Source organism: Paenibacillus andongensis, from assembly GCF_025369935.1.
Classification (GTDB): Bacteria; Bacillota; Bacilli; order Paenibacillales; family NBRC-103111; genus Paenibacillus_E; species Paenibacillus_E andongensis.
In genome coordinates, this window is record NZ_CP104467.1 from 2,240,982 (window position 1) to 2,259,593 (window position 18,612).

Annotated in this window: 12 protein-coding genes; 10 read left to right on the top strand and 2 right to left on the bottom strand. The window is 46.9% G+C overall.

The genetic code is table 11. From position 1 onward, the window contains the following. Positions 1-113 precede the first annotated feature (113 nt). Positions 114-1,913 carry a sensor histidine kinase gene (locus NYR53_RS10195; RefSeq protein ID WP_261305060.1) on the bottom strand — a complete coding sequence of 600 codons (1,800 nt, stop codon included), beginning with the start codon at positions 1,911-1,913 and terminating at the stop codon, positions 114-116. Then, positions 1,910-3,490 (bottom strand): response regulator, encoded by a 1,581-nt coding sequence (locus tag NYR53_RS10200; RefSeq protein ID WP_261305061.1) that lies wholly within the window; start codon positions 3,488-3,490, stop codon positions 1,910-1,912. Before NYR53_RS10200 ends, NYR53_RS10195 begins: the two co-directional genes overlap by 4 nt. Before the next feature lie 153 nt (positions 3,491-3,643). Here NYR53_RS10200 and NYR53_RS10205 point away from each other — a divergent pair, with 153 nt between their 5' ends. The 10 genes from NYR53_RS10205 (at position 3,644) to NYR53_RS10250 (ending at position 18,590) form a co-directional block, all read left to right on the top strand. Further along, on the top strand, positions 3,644-4,564 hold the full coding sequence (locus tag NYR53_RS10205) for an ABC transporter permease (RefSeq protein ID WP_437180141.1): 921 nt from the start codon (positions 3,644-3,646) through the stop codon (positions 4,562-4,564). Positions 4,565-4,581: 17 nt separating this feature from the next. After that, positions 4,582-5,478 carry a carbohydrate ABC transporter permease gene (locus NYR53_RS10210; RefSeq protein ID WP_261305062.1) on the top strand — a complete coding sequence of 299 codons (897 nt, stop codon included), beginning with the start codon at positions 4,582-4,584 and terminating at the stop codon, positions 5,476-5,478. A 48-nt stretch (positions 5,479-5,526) separates the two neighbouring features. Continuing rightward, the gene (locus NYR53_RS10215) at positions 5,527-7,083 is read left to right on the top strand and encodes an ABC transporter substrate-binding protein (protein WP_261305063.1); all 1,557 of its coding nucleotides are present in this window, start codon (positions 5,527-5,529) and stop codon (positions 7,081-7,083) included. Positions 7,084-7,288: 205 nt separating this feature from the next. Then, positions 7,289-9,916 (top strand): glycoside hydrolase family 3 N-terminal domain-containing protein, encoded by a 2,628-nt coding sequence (locus NYR53_RS10220; RefSeq protein ID WP_261305064.1) that lies wholly within the window; start codon positions 7,289-7,291, stop codon positions 9,914-9,916. A 139-nt stretch (positions 9,917-10,055) separates the two neighbouring features. After that, on the top strand, positions 10,056-12,530 hold the full coding sequence (locus NYR53_RS10225) for a glycoside hydrolase family 3 N-terminal domain-containing protein (protein ID WP_261305065.1): 2,475 nt from the start codon (positions 10,056-10,058) through the stop codon (positions 12,528-12,530). A 3-nt stretch (positions 12,531-12,533) separates the two neighbouring features. Further along, entirely contained in the window at positions 12,534-12,794 is a 261-nt protein-coding gene (locus NYR53_RS34710) for a hypothetical protein (protein WP_261305066.1), read from the top strand. Between the two features lie 594 nt (positions 12,795-13,388). Continuing rightward, positions 13,389-15,914 carry a glycoside hydrolase family 3 N-terminal domain-containing protein gene (locus NYR53_RS10235; protein WP_261305067.1) on the top strand — a complete coding sequence of 842 codons (2,526 nt, stop codon included), beginning with the start codon at positions 13,389-13,391 and terminating at the stop codon, positions 15,912-15,914. 181 nt (positions 15,915-16,095) lie between these two features. Next, positions 16,096-16,773 (top strand): DUF4982 domain-containing protein, encoded by a 678-nt coding sequence (locus tag NYR53_RS10240; protein ID WP_261305068.1) that lies wholly within the window; start codon positions 16,096-16,098, stop codon positions 16,771-16,773. After that, positions 16,703-16,963, top strand: a complete 261-nt coding sequence (locus NYR53_RS10245) for a hypothetical protein (RefSeq protein ID WP_261305069.1) — start codon at positions 16,703-16,705, stop codon at positions 16,961-16,963. Before NYR53_RS10240 ends, NYR53_RS10245 begins: the two co-directional genes overlap by 71 nt. A gap of 73 nt (positions 16,964-17,036) precedes the next feature. After that, positions 17,037-18,590: a GH35 family beta-galactosidase gene (locus tag NYR53_RS10250; RefSeq protein ID WP_261305070.1), complete on the top strand. Its 1,554-nt coding sequence runs from the start codon at positions 17,037-17,039 to the stop codon at positions 18,588-18,590. Positions 18,591-18,612 lie beyond the last annotated feature (22 nt).

Below are 18,612 nucleotides of genomic sequence, written 5' to 3' on the forward strand. Positions count from 1 at the left end.
ATCTGAGGCTCTTTCTTATGAAGAACATTCGCCCTCAACTTGGAGTTTTTGACTAAGTAGAGGGCGAATTTTTTAGATTCGTTGGGAGAATTCTCTTCCAATCAATGCGGGAACTATAATATCCGAGCAGGAATACGGATCGAAACAGCCGTCCCTATTCCTGGTTTACTATCAAAAGTAAGTCCGTAATCCAAACCATAAAACAAATGGATCCGCTCATTAATGTTTCGCAGGCCGTATCCGCTCCCTCTTGTTCGATTCTTGAGATCATTCGTAAGCAGTTTCTCCAAGACGTCCGGAGACATCCCTTCTCCGTCATCAGAAACGATAATCACAATATCACCTTTGTCCAATTTGCCTGTAATCTGGATCGTTCCGGTCTCCTCTTCCGTACACAGAATACCATGGATGATCGCGTTCTCTACGATAGGCTGAAGGGTTATTTTTTGTATTCCGTATTCCAGAATCTCTTCATCCACCTGAATGTCGAGCAGAACTTTATTCGCATAACGAGTACTTTGGATTTGCATATAACTGCTGACATGGAGAAGCTCATCACGGATGGTGATGACCGTATTTCCCATGCTTAAGCTGAGTTTGTAGAACTTAGAAAGAGAGGTTACAACCTTTCCAATCTCGTCAGTCATTCCGTTTCGAGCCATCCATTTCAACATATCAAGCGTGTTGTAAAGGAAGTGAGGATTAATTTGCGCCTGCAGCGCTTTTAACTCCGCACTCTTGATTTCTTGTCCGGACAGAAATTGATCTTCCAGCAATAACCCGATTTTGCCGACCATATAATTGTAATTCTCGATCAACTCCCCGAACTCGTCCCTGGATGGGGGCAATGAGAGCGCTGCGACGTTGCCTTCTTGCACGTTACGCATTTTACGCATGATCTGGGTTAAGCGCGAAGTCATATAATTGGAAATCAGAATGGATAGAAGAAAAGCGATCAAAGCGATTGCGATGAGCAGGATGAGTGAATTCTGCAGCATTGCTTTGCTCTCGGAAGCAATCTCCTCTAGCGGAACCGCTGTAACCATATACCAATCGGTCCCGGGGATCATTCTGCTTTGGAGATACACTTGATGGGATGAATTCGCCAGTTTGACAAAATGAGGGCCTCTCTTAGCGGAGCTAATCACCTCATCCTTACCAATCTTATATTCCCGTTGAAGCGTAAGATTCGAACTGGCGACGTTATCCCCGTTGGAATTCTCGATATACGTCAGGCTGTTCCGGATGGGAGCAGCGTTGATTAAGATATCCATGACCGCGTCTACCGGAATGTCCAATCGAATGACGCCAAGAAATTCAGAGTAATCATTGGGGTTACGAAATGGCCGTAGAACCGCCAAGAAACTATTGCTGTCTGCATCCGAATCCGTGAAGTAAGAGCCGGGGGCCCATAAAATCCCTTCACCGTTGTCCATTAACCGCTTGAACCAATAGGTCTGACGTGCTTTCTGTAGACTGAACAGGTTGACGTTCTCTTCGGAATAAAACAATTGTTCGTTAACGAACAATTTGACGCTTTGGATATCCCGTTTGTCCTCGAAGGAAGATAAGAACGGCCGCAAATCTAGAAAATCTCTGTACTGCTTGAAGAAATCATCGGTGCGCGCATCGGAGGTCATTACATCGGTAAGCATTTTCTCCGACAACAGGATATCGCTGGCAGAGCGGATTTTTTGAATTTTATAGGAGAGAAAGGAGAATGACTGGTCGAAATTTCGCGAGACCGAGAATGAGGTCCTGTTCAAGAATTGCTTGTAGAGCTGCTCCGAAGACAGATAGAAATAGCCGCCGAGTGGAAGGACGATCAACACGAAGAAGGAAAGGATCAGTTTATGTCTAAGCTTGAGATCGGAGAAAAATGGGAAGTGCCGGGCTGCCTTTAACCTCATCATTCGAGTCCCTCCCTGTATTCGGATGGATTGCTTCCGGTAATCTTACGGAAGCACTTCGCAAAGTAATCTCCGTTGCTATACCCCACGCTTTTCGACACATCCGCCACTTTGCGCGAAGGATCACGCAGAAGCTCTTTGGCTTTTTCAATCCGGTAATTCGTCATATAATGATTGATCGTTTGACCCGTTTCCTGCTTGAAGCGGTTGCACAGATACGAAGTCGTAAGCAGGGTGTGGGCGCTGATTTGGCCGATGGACAGATGTGCGTCAGCGTAATGGTCATGCACGAATTGATGGATGTCGTTAACAATACCGCTATACGGGGATTTTTCCGTGCTCAGCGACGCATAGCGTTCCACCTTCATGACGAGGAAATCCCTCAGCTCGCTTATGGTGTCGAATTCGTTCATCATGTTCCATAAGAAGCCCGGGCTATCGACATTGTCGAACAAGCGAATGTTCCGATCTGCCGACGCCCGGACCAGTGCCATCAGAAGTTGGAAAAAGATTTCTTTTACATAATTGACCATCGTGTTCTTATGCTGCTTGATATCGAAGGTGAGACTGGAGATAAGCCGAATCGATTGCTCGATTTCCAGCTTGGACAGATGCTCCTCGAACATGGTTGCTATATGAGGGACGAAGGAATACGAAGGTGTCTTGTTTTCGTTATACCCATATACGGAATAACCGTTAAAGAACATATACTGCAAGGCCATGACGGCTGTGCGGTAGGATTCTTCAGCACCGGCCAATCCTATGACCGGCTTGCCTGACGCGACGAATACAATGTCCTTGTCCGGCAGGATATCCAATAAGTTCGAGGCGAACCGATCGGCAACATCCCGGAGGTCGTCCAAATTGCCGGATGTGACGTACAGGTGGATGATGATATGAGACTCGTCTTTCACTGCGGCAATGCCTGTCGTATTGGATTCTGTCAGCAATCCAGATGCCAAACCATAGATGTAATCCGCTGTCATTTCCATTTGTTCCGGCTTTACCATATTCTTATTACGGATTTTGACAAGCAACGTTTGCAAACGCATCCGGGCAGGAAATGTATATCCGGCAAGTAGCATCAACTCATTGATTCGCTCTTTATCGGATTGCGGTTTCGTAATTACTAGCGCCAGCTCGCTTGAGATGAGAGGCATAGCGGCTTGGATCACATCCGTCTCCGCTTTGGGAGTCACCCTTGTCGATCGAACCTGCGAAACCGCGAGCCGGAGGGCGTCCTGCAGATCGCTTAATTCAATGGGCTTCTCGACGTAGGATACGGCTCTAAGCTTAATGGCCGATTTCAGATATTGCTTGTCAGAGAAGCCACTCATGAAAATGATTTGACAGTCCGGATCCAGTTCCCGATAAGCGGTCGCAAGCTCTATACCGTCCATTTTGGGCATTCGCACGTCGGTTAACAGCAGTTGCGGGCGCTCCCGGCGTGCGATATCAAATGCCTTGCTCCCATTGCTGGCCTGGTACACAGTCCCGATTCCTAATTCGTTCCAGGGAATTGCCCCGATAATTCCCTGAAGCGTAAATGGGTCATCATCCGCGATTATTATCTTCAGCACGAAGAGTACCTTCTTTCGAAATTCATATTAGTTACGATAGTACAATATATTTGGCTAGATTACAATTCTGTCTGGTTAAATATGTGTTGGTAATCCGTCATGATGATGATAACGCTTTTGCGATAATTACAAAGACAACAGGAGGGTTCAACAGTGAAACGCGAATCGATACTGCGGCATCTGATCAAGAACCGGCTATTGGTAATGATGTCTCTGCCGGCAGTCATCTTCTTCTTCATCTTTAACTATTTGCCCATTGCCGGATTGGTTATTGCCTTCAAGCAATACAACTACCAAGACGGTATTTTAGGAAGTCCTTGGACGGGATTTGACAATTTTCGGTTTTTCTTCATATCAGGAAAGGCCATGCTTGTGACGACCAACACCTTTTTGTACAACATCGCTTTTATCGTTGTTAACAACATTCTAGAGATCGTGCTTGCAATTGCACTTGTGGAAATAGCGGGCAAGTGGTTTCGCAAAATTACGCAGTCGATGCTGTTTCTGCCTTATTTCGTATCATGGGTAACCGTAGGGCTACTGGTCAACGGATTTGCTGATTTTGATTCGGGTATCATTAACGGCTTCTTGCGATCGAACGGATCTGGAACTATCGACATTTACAATTCTCCAGGTTACTGGCCGTACTTGATCGTCCTTGTCAGTGCGTGGAAGTCTATTGGTTACGGGATGGTCTACTACCTGGCTGCAATTATGGGTGTGGATAGCGAAATTTACGAAGCTGCAGAAATTGATGGGGCGAATGTTTTCCGCCGAATTTGGCATCTGACCCTGCCGTTTCTTATCCCAACCATCGTAATCCTGGTGCTCCTTGCGATCGGGAACATTTTCCGAGGAGATTTCGGCTTGTTCTACCAGCTTATCCAGAACAACGGTGTGCTGTTCGACAAGACCGATGTTATCGACACATTCGTCTTCCGATCCCTGCTAACAACAAGGGAGGAAGGCATGGCGGCAGCTACCGGCTTCTACCAATCGATACTGTGTTTTGTCACAATCATACTAGCGAATTATATGGTCAAGAGATACAACAAGGATTACTCGCTTTTCTAAAAAGGAGGTGTAACAGCTTGAAAAAAACAACTGCGGATGTCGTGATCTTTAACATCATATCATATCTACTGCTTGGAGCCTTTGCGATCATATGCATCGTGCCATTTCTAATGGTCCTGTCTTCTTCCTTCACCAATGAACAGGAAATTGTACGTAACGGATATACATTATTCCCGTCTTCCTTCACGCTCAAAGCTTACGAGGTCGCCCTTAAAGACCCGAGGATCATTCTGAGAGCTTACGGCATTACGATAATGGTTACGGTAATCGGTACAATAGCGAGCGTATACTTGATGGCTATGACGGCTTATGTCATTCATAAGCGCAATTTCCGTATAGCGAACGGCTTGGCTTTCTATTTTTTCTTCACAACGCTATTCAACGCTGGTCTGGTTCCCTGGTATATCCTGATCATCAAATACTTGCATTTGAAAGATAATTTGCTTGTACTTATTCTGCCTTCGTTGCTTAATGTCTTCTTCATCATTGTTCTGAAAGCGTTCATGCGAGGAGTGCCGGAAGCGTTAAGCGAATCCGCATTTATGGATGGGGCGAACGAATTCCGTATATTCAATTCTATTATCCTTCCCGTAAGCAAGCCTGTGCTTGCGACGGTTACGCTCTTTGTTGCCCTGAACTATTGGAACGACTGGTATTTATCCATGTTGTTTATCTCGGATGAGAATTTGCGACCACTGCAGTCGCTTCTCTACAATCTGGTCACGAACTCCGACCAACTGCGAAGAGTTATGCAACTATCTGGCGGTGGAGCATCCGTCGACTTGAGCGGCATGCCGCAAAACTCGCTTAAAATGGCGGTCACCATAATCACCATTGGACCAATCCTCTTTCTGTATCCGTTCATCCAGCGATATTTCGTGAAAGGGCTGACTTTAGGCGCTGTGAAAGGTTGAATCCGGTACTCCGGTTTAACATAAATTATTACTTATAGGAGGGGCAATATGAAAAATAGAAGGAGCAAGTGGTTTAATTCGGTGGCAGTTGTTATGCTCTGTGCGGTTGTCTTATCAGCATGCAATGGAAACAATGGCAATTCCGAGACAAGCAGTCCGTCTAAGAACGCATACCAGCCGGACAAGGGGGATTCCACCTTGAAAGAAACCACGCTGAAGATGGTTCTGCTCGGGGACAAGCCGGCTGATGCAGATCTTGTCTATCAGGAATTAAGCAAAATGGCGAAGAAAGATATCAATGCGAACATCGAAGTTACGAACTTTACATGGGGCGAGTGGGCGCAGAGATATCCTCTACTCTTCTCCGCAGGAGAGGATTTCGATCTGATTTACGCCTCCAATTGGACAGATTATCAAGGTTATGCCGGTAAGAATGGGTTTTTGGAGTTGACTGATGGCCTTCTGTCCAAGAATGCGCCGATTACTTGGGAGAAAACGCCGAAAGTTGCTTGGGAACAAGCCAAAGTTAATGGCAAGGTCTACGCTGTGCCGCAATCGGTGCAGGAGCTTGGCGCGTCAGCATTCATGCTGCGAGGAGATTTAAGGGAACAATATAAGGTGCCTCCGGTTAAAGACATGGCAGGGTTAGACGCCTATTTAACGGCGATTGCCAAGAACGATCAAGGGATTACCCCCTTTGCTTATCATAATCCAACCGAAGAGTACTTTAAGTGGCAATTCGATTCCAATCTGCAAGCATATACCTCAGGAAAAGCACCATCGAACTTTGCTGTAGGCTGGAACATGTTCAGTAAAGAAGGAATGCAAGCTACGTTGTATTACCAAAGCGAACAATATAAAAACTTTGCGAACACGATGTTCCGCTGGCAGAAAGCCGGAATAATTTCGAAAAATGCATTGTCTCAAAAAGAAAAATCATTTGAGTTGTATCAGGCAGGGAAATCTGCCGCGGCACTCTCGTCACTGGATCAGATTTCAAATATAGCCGTGCAAGTTGATAAAGACCATCCGGAATGGAAGACTGAAATATATATCCCGGCGTTAAACGTCCCTCCTTCTAGTTATATGCAAAATGCAGTCGCCATCAACGCTCGTTCCAAAAACCCTGAGCGTGCACTCATGTTCCTAGACCTATTGAAGTGGAATAAGGCTTACTCGGATTTGACCTGGTACGGAATTAAAGGTAAGCATTGGGAGCCTGTCGGTGACGACCGATTCAAAGCGCTTGCAGATTCCACTAAGTATCCTCCGGGAGCGAATGACCCTTGGGGTTGGCGCGGACCGAATGAAAGATGGAGCGTCGAATCGCCAGACGAAATCGTCAAAGCATTGAAAGATTTTCGGTTGGTCGCACACGATTACCCATATGGAGGAAACTTCGTATACAGTGACGTGAATGTGAAGAACGAGAATGCGGCGATTCAGAATCTCGTCCAACAGTATATGAATCCGGCCGACGTCGGTCTGATCGATTACGAAACCGCTTATGCGAAATTTGAATCGGCTGCCAAGAAAGCCGGTTTGGACAAAGTGGTGAAGGACCTGCAAGCGCAAATCGATGCTTACAAGGCAAGTCATCCATAAATAAAAACATGTTGCTCGATTGTCTAGCCTGACAGTCGCGTAAGGGAGACAGAGACCCGCAGCGGTTGAATGCTGCGGGTCTCTGTCATGATACACGTGACCGGTTTATTTGATAAAAGTCGGTGAATGAACAACGAAAAGTCTTTTGGGAAGCAGTTACAAGACGCGATTCTGTAGATAGTCGAACAATCTAAACCCCTTAAGCTTGCAAAAAAATGATGATTCAATTTATGAGCAGCATTCACTTGTTATCCAACAATCGGCGCGGTTAATGAGTTATTCCAATAATATGAAGAGTGAGTTGAATAATATGATCGGTACTTGGCATTTTCTGCATCAAACCGCACAATCCACGATTAAAATGAAATTTGACATTGAGAAACAAGAAGAATCCTATCGGTTATCCATTGTCTTGGAGCCATTTCCATTCCCAATCAGCATTCACACATTAAAGGTTGAAGGAAATGTTCTTTCGGCCAAGGGTGAGACGTCTTTTATTCCGGATGAACAGGTTGAGCTTGAATTGATATTTGAAGGGCGGGAGTTCGATGGCAAGATCAAATTACCTTATCAGGATGTGTTTCTTGTGAAAGGTGCGCAAGGACCTGGTCCGACACTCGAAGATATCCTTATCTCCGAAATAGTCCATTATCGAAAACAGGATGTGAAGCAGAGGGATAGTGAAGATATCCGTCTAGCTGTAGAAGCTCTTCTCAGCAAGATGTCGATTACAGATAAAATTGGCCAAATGAGTCAGTGTATGTCTACCAATATCTCACTTGGAACAGATGTTGCATCTGAGTCTCCGGAGAAATTAATTGCAGAAGGTCGAGCGGGTTCAGTGCTTGCCGCTATAAATAGCTACCGCGTGTTCGAACTGCAGAAAATCGCAGTAGAACAATCCCCGCATGGTATTCCATTGCTCTTTAACTTTGACGTCATTCACGGCTTTCAGACGGTTTTTCCTGTACCCCTTGCTTGGTCATGCAGTTGGGATTTGGAATCCATCCAAGACGCTTGCGCAATAGCCGCGAAAGAAGCTACTGCCAGCGGTAATACGTATAATCACGGCCCAATGGTTGATGTGACGAGGGATCCGCGATGGGGCCGCGTCGTGGAAGGCGCAGGTGAGGATCCTTACTTGGGAAGTCTTATTGCCAAAGCACAAGTCGAAGGCTATCAAGGGAACCGTTTAGATGATCCAGAGACACTTATTGCTTGTTTAAAGCATTTCATCGCATACGGAGCTGCTGAGGCAGGGAGAGATTATAATACGGTAGATATCTCGGAAGGCACCTTGCGCAACGTTTATTTGCCGCCGTTCCAAGCGGGAATTAAAGCCGGCGCTGGTTCGGTAATGAATTCGTTCAATACTTACCAAGGAGTTCCGGTGGCAGCAAGCCGCTACCTCCTCAACGATTTGTTGCGAACAGAGCTAGGCTTTGACGGAGTTCTCATTTCCGACTATGGTTCCATTGATGAAATCGTAGCGCACGGGAATGCAAGAGACAGTAAAGAAGCGGCAAAGAAAGCCCTTGATGCAACGATGGATATTGAAATGGTGACCCGTTCTTATGATCATTTGCATGAATTAATTCAGCAAGGTCTCGTTACGGAAGAACAACTGAATGAAGCGGTGAAGCGTATCCTGACATTGAAGTATAAGATCGGCATTATGGACGACCCATTCCGTTACGTACGGCCAGAGATGGAGAAGGAGTACCACTTTCATCCAAATCATTTAGCAGCAAGTCGGAGTCTCGCACAGAAATCCATCGTTTTATTAAAAAATAACGGTGTACTTCCGATTGCAAACAAGGAGAGGAAGATAGCAGTAATCGGTCCCTTCGGTGATAGCAAGGATCTGCTCGGGCCTTGGCAGTGGTCCAGATATGCGAATGAAACCGTTACGCTCCGGCAAGGGGTGGAAGAACAAGGTTTATCTGCGTCACAGCTATTGCTCGAAGAAGGCTGCAAGGTTGAAGAGGCGATTGTTGGGGGACTGGAGCGTGCGGTATCCGCGGCCGAACAAGCGGACATCGTCATTCTTGCCCTCGGAGAGAACAGTGAAATGTCTGGCGAGGCGGCTTCCCGCATGGACATTACGCTGCCGAAGGTACAACAGGAGCTTGCGGAGGCCATTGTTCGTGTTGGCAAACCAACAGTGCTGGTGTTGACGAATGGCAGGCCGCTTGTGCTAGATTGGTTCGAGCGCAATGTCGATGCCATCGTAGAGACATGGTTCCTTGGATCTCAAGCAGGGCATGCCATTGCCGACGTGCTCTTCGGCAATCACAATCCATCCGGCAAGCTGACGATGAGCTTCCCCGCTCAAGTCGGTCAAGTGCCCGTCTATTACAATCACTTTAACACCGGAAGACCTGTAACGGAAAGCAATAAGCATCTGAAATTCTTTTCGAGATATATTGATGGTTCCAATGATCCTTTGTATCCGTTCGGTTACGGACTGAGTTATACGACCTTCGAGTATTCGAATATTCGATTATCCCAAACAAAGATGACTTCTTCAGAGATGATCATCGCTAGTGTAACGGTGACCAACACAGGAGCCCAACAGGGAGAGGAGAACGTTCAGCTGTATATTCAGGACCTTTACGGCAGCGTTGTCCGTCCAGCCAAAGAGCTTAAGGGATTCAAAAAGGTAACATTAACTGCAGGCGAAGCACAAGAGATCAGTTTCAACATATCAGAAGAGGATTTGGCTTATTGGAATTCGGATATGAAATATGAAGCTGAGGCTGGGGACTTTAAAGTTTATATCGGTTCAAGTTCCCGCGATGTGAAAGAAGCGTCATTCGAGCTTGTGCTGTAAATGTATTCAAAGTAGACATTAGCGTCCTTGAAGGCATCCAAGCGGAAGTCAGGCTGCCTGATGGTTCTGAACAAATTATGAACGGCGAGGGAACGTTCAGCTGTTTCGTTACAAGCAATGATGAATAGGAGGAAGAACAATGAGCTACAAAGATGCAAGTTTGTCTATTGAAGCGAGAGTCACAGATTTAATGGAAAGAATGACGTTGAAGGAGAAAGTAGCCCAGTTAACTTGTGCAAATTCATATGGTGGAGAGTCCGTTTATGAAACCCGAGCCGAAAAATTAAAAGATGGAATTGGGACAATAAGTTATTTAAATGATTCTCTCACAGGTGATAATAAAAAGGATAAGGAAACGATAAAAAGCATACAAAAATTTCTTGTTGATGAAACGAGATTAGGCATTCCGGCGCTCTTTCATAGTGAAGGAATAGGGGGGGCGCAGATCCCCGGTGCGACTACCTTTCCACAGTCTCTTAATCTTGCTTCGACCTGGGAGCCGGATTTAGCCCGAAAAATGGGCGAGGTGGTCAAAAAACAACTAAGGGCATATGGATTCAAGGCCGTACATTCCCCGCTATTCGATTTGGGGCGTGACCCAAGGTTCGGAAGAATTGGAGAAACTTACGGGGAAGACCCTTATTTAGTTGCACAAACGGGCGTGGCTTTTGTCAAAGGTATGCAAGGTGATAATGAAGTAATGGCTACCGCCAAACACTTTGTCGGTTATGGAAATGCCGAAGGGGGAAGAGGCGGCGGAGAACAGCAGATAGCCGAGAGAAAATTGTTGGATAGTTATTGCTTCCCCTTTGAAGCTGCCATTCATGAGGCGAACGTGAAAGCGATCATGAATAGTTATGGTATTCTAAATGACGAGGCTGTATCTACGTCCAAATGGCTTCTTACAGACATTTTAAGAAATAAGTTAGGATTTAATGGGCTGGTTGTAGCGGATTATGGAAGTATCACGCATGCAAAATTACGTTATAGAGTAGCAGAAGATGCTAAAGAAGCAGCCATTCTTGCTCTCAAAGCTGGAATGGATGTAGAACAACCTGGGAACCAATGCTATCAGCATCTGGTGGAAGCTGTTGAGTCAGGCGAAATCGAAGAAGCATTAATTGACATCTCCCTAAGACGTGTTCTTGAGACCAAATTCACATTAGGACTATTCGAGAATCCCTATGAATATGGCGATTTCTTCTATGAAATCGAAAAGTCGGAGAATGCGAAATTATCATGTGAGATTGCCGAGAAATCAATGGTATTGGTAAAAAACGAGGACGCTATGTTGCCGCTCAAAAAGAACCTGAAAGTAGCGCTAATCGGCCCTGCATCAGACACCAAAACCAACTTCTTTGGAGGATATTCTTCCGTTGGATCCGCTAGCACAAGAAGCAGTGATTTCGATAAATCTGAAGAAGACAGCTTCCTAAGATTAATTTATACAGGGACCATTACCGACAATAAAGAGTCATTAAAATCGATTGGCATTGAATTTGACGATCAGCCAACCCCTGAACAAAGAGAAATTATCATGAATATGATCAGGGAGAATTTAGCTTCTGATGCTTCCTCGAAGAGAGTCTATAAAACGAATGAAGAATTTGTTCAAATGTTTTATCCGAATTGTAAATCTGTCAAAGATGCTCTGGAAGAGGACTTTGGGAAAGATTACGTACTGCACGCCAAAGGCTGCAATATTTCAAAGGCTATAGATGGAGGAATTGAAGCAGTAAAAGCTGCGGTACAACAGGCGGATATTGTCATTGCCGTATTGGGCGGCAAAGAAAGCATGATAGATCCTGAAGCTACTTGCGGTGAAAACAAAGATAACATCAACATTGGTCTTGAAAAAGCTCAATTGGAAATGATGGAAGAAGTATTTAAGCTGAATAAGCCTGTTATTTCAATTGTAATAGACGGTCGGCCATTAGCTACGCCTAGTGTAAGCGAAAATAGTAAAGCGGTCTTATACTCATGGCTTCCGGCTCAGTCTGGAGCAGAAGCCATTGTGAATATCCTTACAGGAAAGATGAATCCTAGCGGAAAGCTGCCGGTGACCATACTCAAAGAAGCAGGTCAGATTCCAATGTATAACAGCAAATTGCCGCTCTATGTTGAAATTAATGAATGGGCTGAATATATTGATAACAGCAAGAATACACCGTTATATCCATTCGGACATGGATTAAGTTATACGCAATTCGAATACAGCGACTTGGAACACGACAGCAAGGTTCAGGTAAACGGAGAATTGAACCTAACATTTCAGCTGAGAAATGCGGGACAGGTGGCCGGGGATGAGGTTGTTCAGGTTTATATCCGGGATAGAGTGAGCAGTGTTGCAAGACCTGTGAAGCAACTGGTTGGATTTGCTCGGGTTAACTTGGATGTTAATGAAACAAAGAAGGTTGCGTTCAAGGTGAACATGAAACAGTTGGCATTTCATGATTTGAATATGGATCAAGTTGTGGAACCGGGGAAGATGGAAGTATTTATAGGTGCTTCATCTCAGGACATTCGATTAAAAGGTTCATTTGAGATTATAGGTGAAAAACTTATTGTTGAACGTAAGGCATTTTCGTCGAAGGTAACGATTACTGAACTGTAAAAATTGAACGACAGGGCAACGTATTTGGCGGATAGATATGCAGGCGCGCGAATCTCGATCGGTACAATTGGTTTAATTAAAGTGATAGAAAGCTTCCAGACCGGCAATGGCTCGAAGCGGGCTGTAAGAGCGGACGCAACGGGAGACCGCGAAGGAGCTCGGCATCTCACGGAGTTACGTAAGCCCTACTCATCAGGCCGTACGACCAGGCCACGGCAGGCACCCGGGTCTCGTACTCGTTCGACGATGAGACCCGCGTCCTAACGTACCTCTACCAGTCTTCAGGTGATCAATCTCTGCAAAGATAATTGTCGTACCCGCCTACTATGCGCCCGGCAGATACACAGTTTCTGTTACGAACGGACGAGTCGTGTCGTCACCGGGTGCGATGTACCTCAAGGTTCTACCGACCTCGAGTGGGCAGGTTTCTGTCACCGTCACGCCCTCGTAGAACGACGTTGGCTGCTCAGAGGCATTCGACGTCGGTCTTCATGACCTCTTGAAGACCGGCGCCCGCTTCTCGGGGCCTCGTGTGTTGCGGCAGAACAGGTAGGCGAGCACAGCACCTTGGCTTAAGTCCGCCCGGCTGCTAAGTCGGGCAGGCTAGGAATAATAACGTGTACTAGGACTGCCGTCTGTTTGGCAGTCTTTTTGGATTAACGATTCCTCTATTGACTCTACTTCTGTACAACGAGTGGAAACTGTTGTGGGAGACGAACTCATCAACTATATAGCAAAGTTAAGATTCAATTATCCGACCTTTAGATCGAGCTATATATCGAGCAATTGGATTCCTATAAACTTGAATAAGAAAGTTGAAATGGGGCCCGAGCGTCAATTTCACATATAGAAAGGCAGATGATTAGAATGATCGGCACTTGGCATTTCCTGCATCAAACACCAGAATCCACTCTCAAAATGCAGTTCGTCATCGAAAAAAAAGAAACCTATGCATTATCCGTTCTAGTGGAGCCGTTTCCGTTTCCTATTGGGATCAACATGTTGACGATTGAAGGGAATGTGCTGCAGGCTAGAGGATCATCCCATTTTGTACCCGATGAACCAATTGAATTTGATTTAACTTTCGACGACCAGGAATTCCACGGCAGAGTTAAGCTGCCATACTCGGAAGCATTCTTCGTGAAAGGCGCTCAAGGACCTGGCCCATCCCTCGAAGATACGCTCATTGCTGAGCTGGCTCCTTACAGGAAGCACGAGGTGAAGCAGCGTGACGATGAAGAGATCCGACAAGCCGTAGAAGCTCTGATCGGCAAGATGTCGATCACCGATAAAATCGGTCAAATGAGTCAGTGTATGTCTACGAACCTCTCCCTTGGAGCAGACGTTGCGTCTGAGCCGCCTGAGAAGCTGGTTGCGGAAGGCAGGGTAGGCTCGATTCTGTCGGCCATTACCAGCCGCCGTGTGTTCGAACTGCAGAAAATCGCCGTAGAACAATCCCCGCACGGCATTCCCTTATTATTTAATTTTGACGTTATACACGGGTTTCAGTCTATTTTTCCTGTGCCGCTTGCTTGGTCCTGCAGCTGGGATGTCGCAGCTATCAAAGAAGCTTGCGCGATTGCCGCGAAAGAAGCTAGTGCCTCCGGTATTACTTATAACCATGGCCCGATGGTGGATATTACGAGGGATCCGCGGTGGGGACGCATTGTAGAAGGTGCGGGAGAAGATTCGTATTTGGGAAGCTTGATAGCCAAAGCTCAAGTAGAAGGCTATCAGGGGGACAGCGTATTTAATCCGGAAACGCTCATTGCTTGTTTGAAGCATTTCGTCGCATACGGAGCTGCGGAAGCAGGCCGGGATTACAATACCGTTGATATTTCGGAAGGCACGCTCCGCAATGTTTATTTGCCGCCGTTCCAGGCGGGAATCGAAGCCGGCGCAGGTTCGGTCATGAATTCCTTTAATATTTATCAAGGAGTTCCGGTGGCTGGAAGCCGTTACCTCCTTAACGATTTGCTGCGAAGAGAGCTGGGCTTTGACGGGGTCTTGATATCCGATTACGGTGCCATTGATGAAATCGTCGCTCATGGGAATGCGAAAGATAGCAAAGAAGCGGCGAAAAAAGCCCTCGATGCCACGCTTGATATTGAAATGGTGACCCGGTCTTACGACCATCTGCATGAATTAATCGAACAAGGTCTCGTTTCGGAAGAACAAGTAAATGAAGCAGTACGACGTATCCTGACATTGAAATATAAAATCGGTATTATGGACGATCCGTTCCGTTACGTTCGTCCGGAGAAAGAGAAGGAGTACCACTTCCATCCGGCGCATTTGGAGGCAAGCCGGAGTTTGGCGAGGAAGTCGATCGTCATGCTGAAAAATAACGGCGTTCTCCCGTTGGCCAACAAGGAACGGAAGCTGGCGGTGATCGGACCTTTCGGCGATAGCAAAGACTTGCTCGGACCTTGGCAGTGGTCCCGTTATGCGAAAGAAACCGTTACGCTGCGGCAAGGGATTGATGAGCAAGGAATACCGACAGCGCATCTCATGTTCGAAGAAGGCTGCAAGGTTGAAGAAGCGATTGAAGGAGGCCTGCAGAGGGCTCTTGCGGCGGCGGAACAGGCGGACATCGTCATTCTTGCGCTCGGAGAAAGCAGTGAAATGTCAGGTGAGGCGGCATCCCGCATGGACATTCATTTGCCGAAGGTGCAGCAAGAACTGGCGGAGGCCATTGTTAAGTTAGGCAAACCGACCGTTCTAGTTCTGACAAATGGTCGGCCTCTTATACTGGATTGGTTTGAACGGCATGTCGATGCCATCGTAGAGACGTGGTTTCTGGGTTCCCAAGCCGGGCATGCAATAGCCGATGTCCTGTTCGGCAGCTATAATCCATCCGGCAAGCTGACGATGAGCTTCCCCGCTCAGATAGGTCAAGTACCGGTATACTACAACCATTTCAACACGGGGAGACCTGTCACGGAAAGGAATAAGGGTCAGAAATTTTTCTCGAGATATATAGACGGCGGCAATGAGCCTCTATATCCTTTCGGATACGGTCTGAGCTATTCGACTTTCGAGTATTCGGATATACGATTGTCCCGATCGCGGATGACACCTTTGGAAACGATTGTCGCCAGCGTCACGGTTACCAATACCGGGACGGTTGCGGGAGAGGAAACCGTCCAAATGTACATCCAGGACCTTTGCGGCAGCGTGGTCCGTCCGGTGAAAGAGCTGAAAGGGTTTAAAAAGGTTGCATTAGCCGAAGGCGAAGCGCAAGAAATCCGCTTCAGTATTACCGAAGCGGATTTGGCTTATTGGAACGCGGATATGAGGCACGGTGCAGAACCGGGTGAGTTCAAGGTGTTTATCGGATCGAGTTCCCACGATGTGAAAGAAGCGGCATTCGAGCTTCTATAATATCTTGAGCCTAGTATTCAGTAGGGACTGGTACGAGTTACCAAATTTTACGAAATAGTGAAGGAGACGAATTCTTTGATTAGAACTTCCTTTAATGCCGACTGGACGGTTGGCCCGAGAACGAGCTATTTCTCGGAGCTGGCACCGGGCAAGAAACCTCCGAAACCGGTTACGTTGCCGCATGATTCCATGTGGGAACAGCCATCTGATCAGCGATTTTACCTGGACAGGCTGGGATTACCTGGGGGAAGCGGGCGTCGGAAGAGTCCATTACGATCTGGAAGGACCCTCGTTCTATATTCAAATTACGTATCCTTGGCTAACGGCCTGGGTCGGTGACAATGATATCATCGGCAATAGGAAGCCGGTATCGTATTACCGCGAAATCGTATTCGGTCTCCGCAAGATGCCTTATATTGCTGTTCAGCGTCCCGAGCCTTATTCCCGAAAAGCCACGCTATCGAGTTGGGGCTGGAGCGATTCCATCTCCAGCTGGTCTTGGAAGGGACACGAGGGTCAACCGATCAAAGTGAAAGTATATGCCGATGCGGAAGAAGTCGAGCTGTTGGTGAATGGAAAATCGGTAGGGAAAGCTGTGGCAGGAGAAGCGAACCGTTTCAAAGCGGAGTTCGATACGGTCTACGAGGCGGGAGAAGTTACGGCGGTGGCTTACGTTGGGGGAAGAATCCGGCCGGATGAAACTCCGTTCGGCAAGCGGTGCCGTTGTACTGAAAGCAAATGCCGACCGGATGAACATTGTCGCATCGGACATCGATCTGGCCTTCGTGATGATCAGCTTGGTGGACGAGCAAGGGAATCTGTACAACACCGCCGACCGGAAGGTTGCGGTCAAGGTTGAGGGACCAGGCTTGCTGCAGGGATTGGGAAGCGCTAAGCCCGATTCCGAGGAACCATTTTTCGATGATGAGCATACCACCTTTGACGGGAAAGCATTGGCGGTTGTGCGTCCAACCGGTGCGGGGATGATCGCCGTGACGGTTACGGCGGATGGCTGCACCAATCAGACCGTGTCTATCCGCGCGCATTGAATTTCGGAGCGAATCCTATGAACAATTTGCAGGAAGAGCTACAAACAAATTATCAAATGGAGGGTGAAAGTTGATGAGCAAATTTGGCCTGATGCCACAATTAAAGAATGAAAATGGTGTATTTAATCTGTATGTTGACGGTAATCCCTATATTGCCTTAGCAGGTGAGATCCATAACTCCAGTGCTTCAGACTTGAACTATATGAAGCATAAGGTTTGGCCGCATCTCAGAGAATTACACTTGAATACGGTAATCGTACCGGTCTATTGGGAGCTGATCGAACCGAAGCAGGGGGAATTCGATTTTCAACTCGTAGATGGAATCATTGAACAAGCCCGGGAAGAAAACGTGCGATTGGTGCTACTATGGTTCGGATTATGGAAGAATGGGAAATCCACTTATGTTCCAGGCTGGGCAAAAAGGGACTACGAAACCTATTTCCGTGCCGTTTATCTGAATAAAGCAACTTCCGATACGATATCGCCAATGTGCGAGAAAGCCGTTGAAGCGGATGCGACTGCCTTCAGGCATTTCATGGCTCATCTGAAGAAGGTGGATGGCGATCGCCATACCGTCATTATGGTTCAAGTGGAAAACGAAATCGGATTCCTGGGCAGCGACCGGGACTATTCCGACCATGCGAACGAGCAATTCAACCTTTCGATCCCCGATGAATTAGGAGCGATATTTGGCAAGGAAGGGACGTGGAAGGAGGCGTTTGCGGATGATGCGGCGGAATACTTCATGGCCTTTCATTATGCTCGGGCCGTCGAACGAATCGCAAGCGCCGGTTCTGAAGAATACCCTCTTCCGATGTTCGTAAATGCATGGTTGGAGCAATTCCCATGGACCCCCGGGTCTTACCCTAGCGGGGGTCCGATTGCAAAGGTTATGCCGATCTGGAAGGCGACGGCTCCGACAATCTGTCTGTATGCGCCAGATATTTATGTGTCTAATTTTGCTGAGGTTTGTGAGGAGTATACGAGGAACGACAACCCGCTGTTTATTCCCGAAGCTAGAAGAGATGCCGCGTCGGTGGCGAACGTATTTTATGCGTTTGGCAAATATAATGCCTTGTGTTTCTCGCCATTTGGCATTGAAGACTTTTTAGCCCCATCCTTTGGATACGGTGATGATATCGATTTCGGTATGTTGATGACTCTCAACATCGACTTTTCCGCCTTTAATCCAACTGGAACAGGCCCATATCTTGCACGCAGCTACGAGCTTCTCAGCAATATGTTGGGGATCATTCAGAAGTACCGTGGAACAGGGAAAATGACGGGATTTCTTCAGAATCAAGAGCCTGGTTGTATATTGTCTTTCGCTAAATATGATTTGAAAGTAACCTACAAGCTCAAGCAGGAAGGGAAACCGGTATCAGGTGGCCTCGTAATCGAAGTGTCGGATAACGAATTTATAATGGCCGGTATCGGATTTTCGATCGAATTTCTGCCCAAGCAGGACAATGCTTCCCAAGTGGGTTACGTTCTCGTCGAGGAAGGAACATTTGTTCAAGACAAATGGCTCCGGGGGCGCGTTCTGAACGGGGACGAAGCCTCTTACGGATTGACGGTCGGCAGCAATCCTTCTGCACTCCGCGTGGAAGTGTATCAATACCGATGAACGATCCAACTGTCTTCGACAA

Coding starts and splice junctions, on each gene's coding strand:
- NYR53_RS10225 (WP_261305065.1), top strand. CDS start 10,056: ATGAGCTACAAAGATGCAAGTTTGTCTATTGAAGCGAGAGTCACAGAT.
- NYR53_RS10235 (WP_261305067.1), top strand. CDS start 13,389: ATGATTAGAATGATCGGCACTTGGCATTTCCTGCATCAAACACCAGAA.
- NYR53_RS10215 (WP_261305063.1), top strand. CDS start 5,527: ATGAAAAATAGAAGGAGCAAGTGGTTTAATTCGGTGGCAGTTGTTATG.
- NYR53_RS10250 (WP_261305070.1), top strand. CDS start 17,037: ATGAGCAAATTTGGCCTGATGCCACAATTAAAGAATGAAAATGGTGTA.
- NYR53_RS10195 (WP_261305060.1), bottom strand. CDS start 1,913: ATGATGAGGTTAAAGGCAGCCCGGCACTTCCCATTTTTCTCCGATCTC.
- NYR53_RS10245 (WP_261305069.1), top strand. CDS start 16,703: ATGATCAGCTTGGTGGACGAGCAAGGGAATCTGTACAACACCGCCGAC.
- NYR53_RS10240 (WP_261305068.1), top strand. CDS start 16,096: ATGATTCCATGTGGGAACAGCCATCTGATCAGCGATTTTACCTGGACA.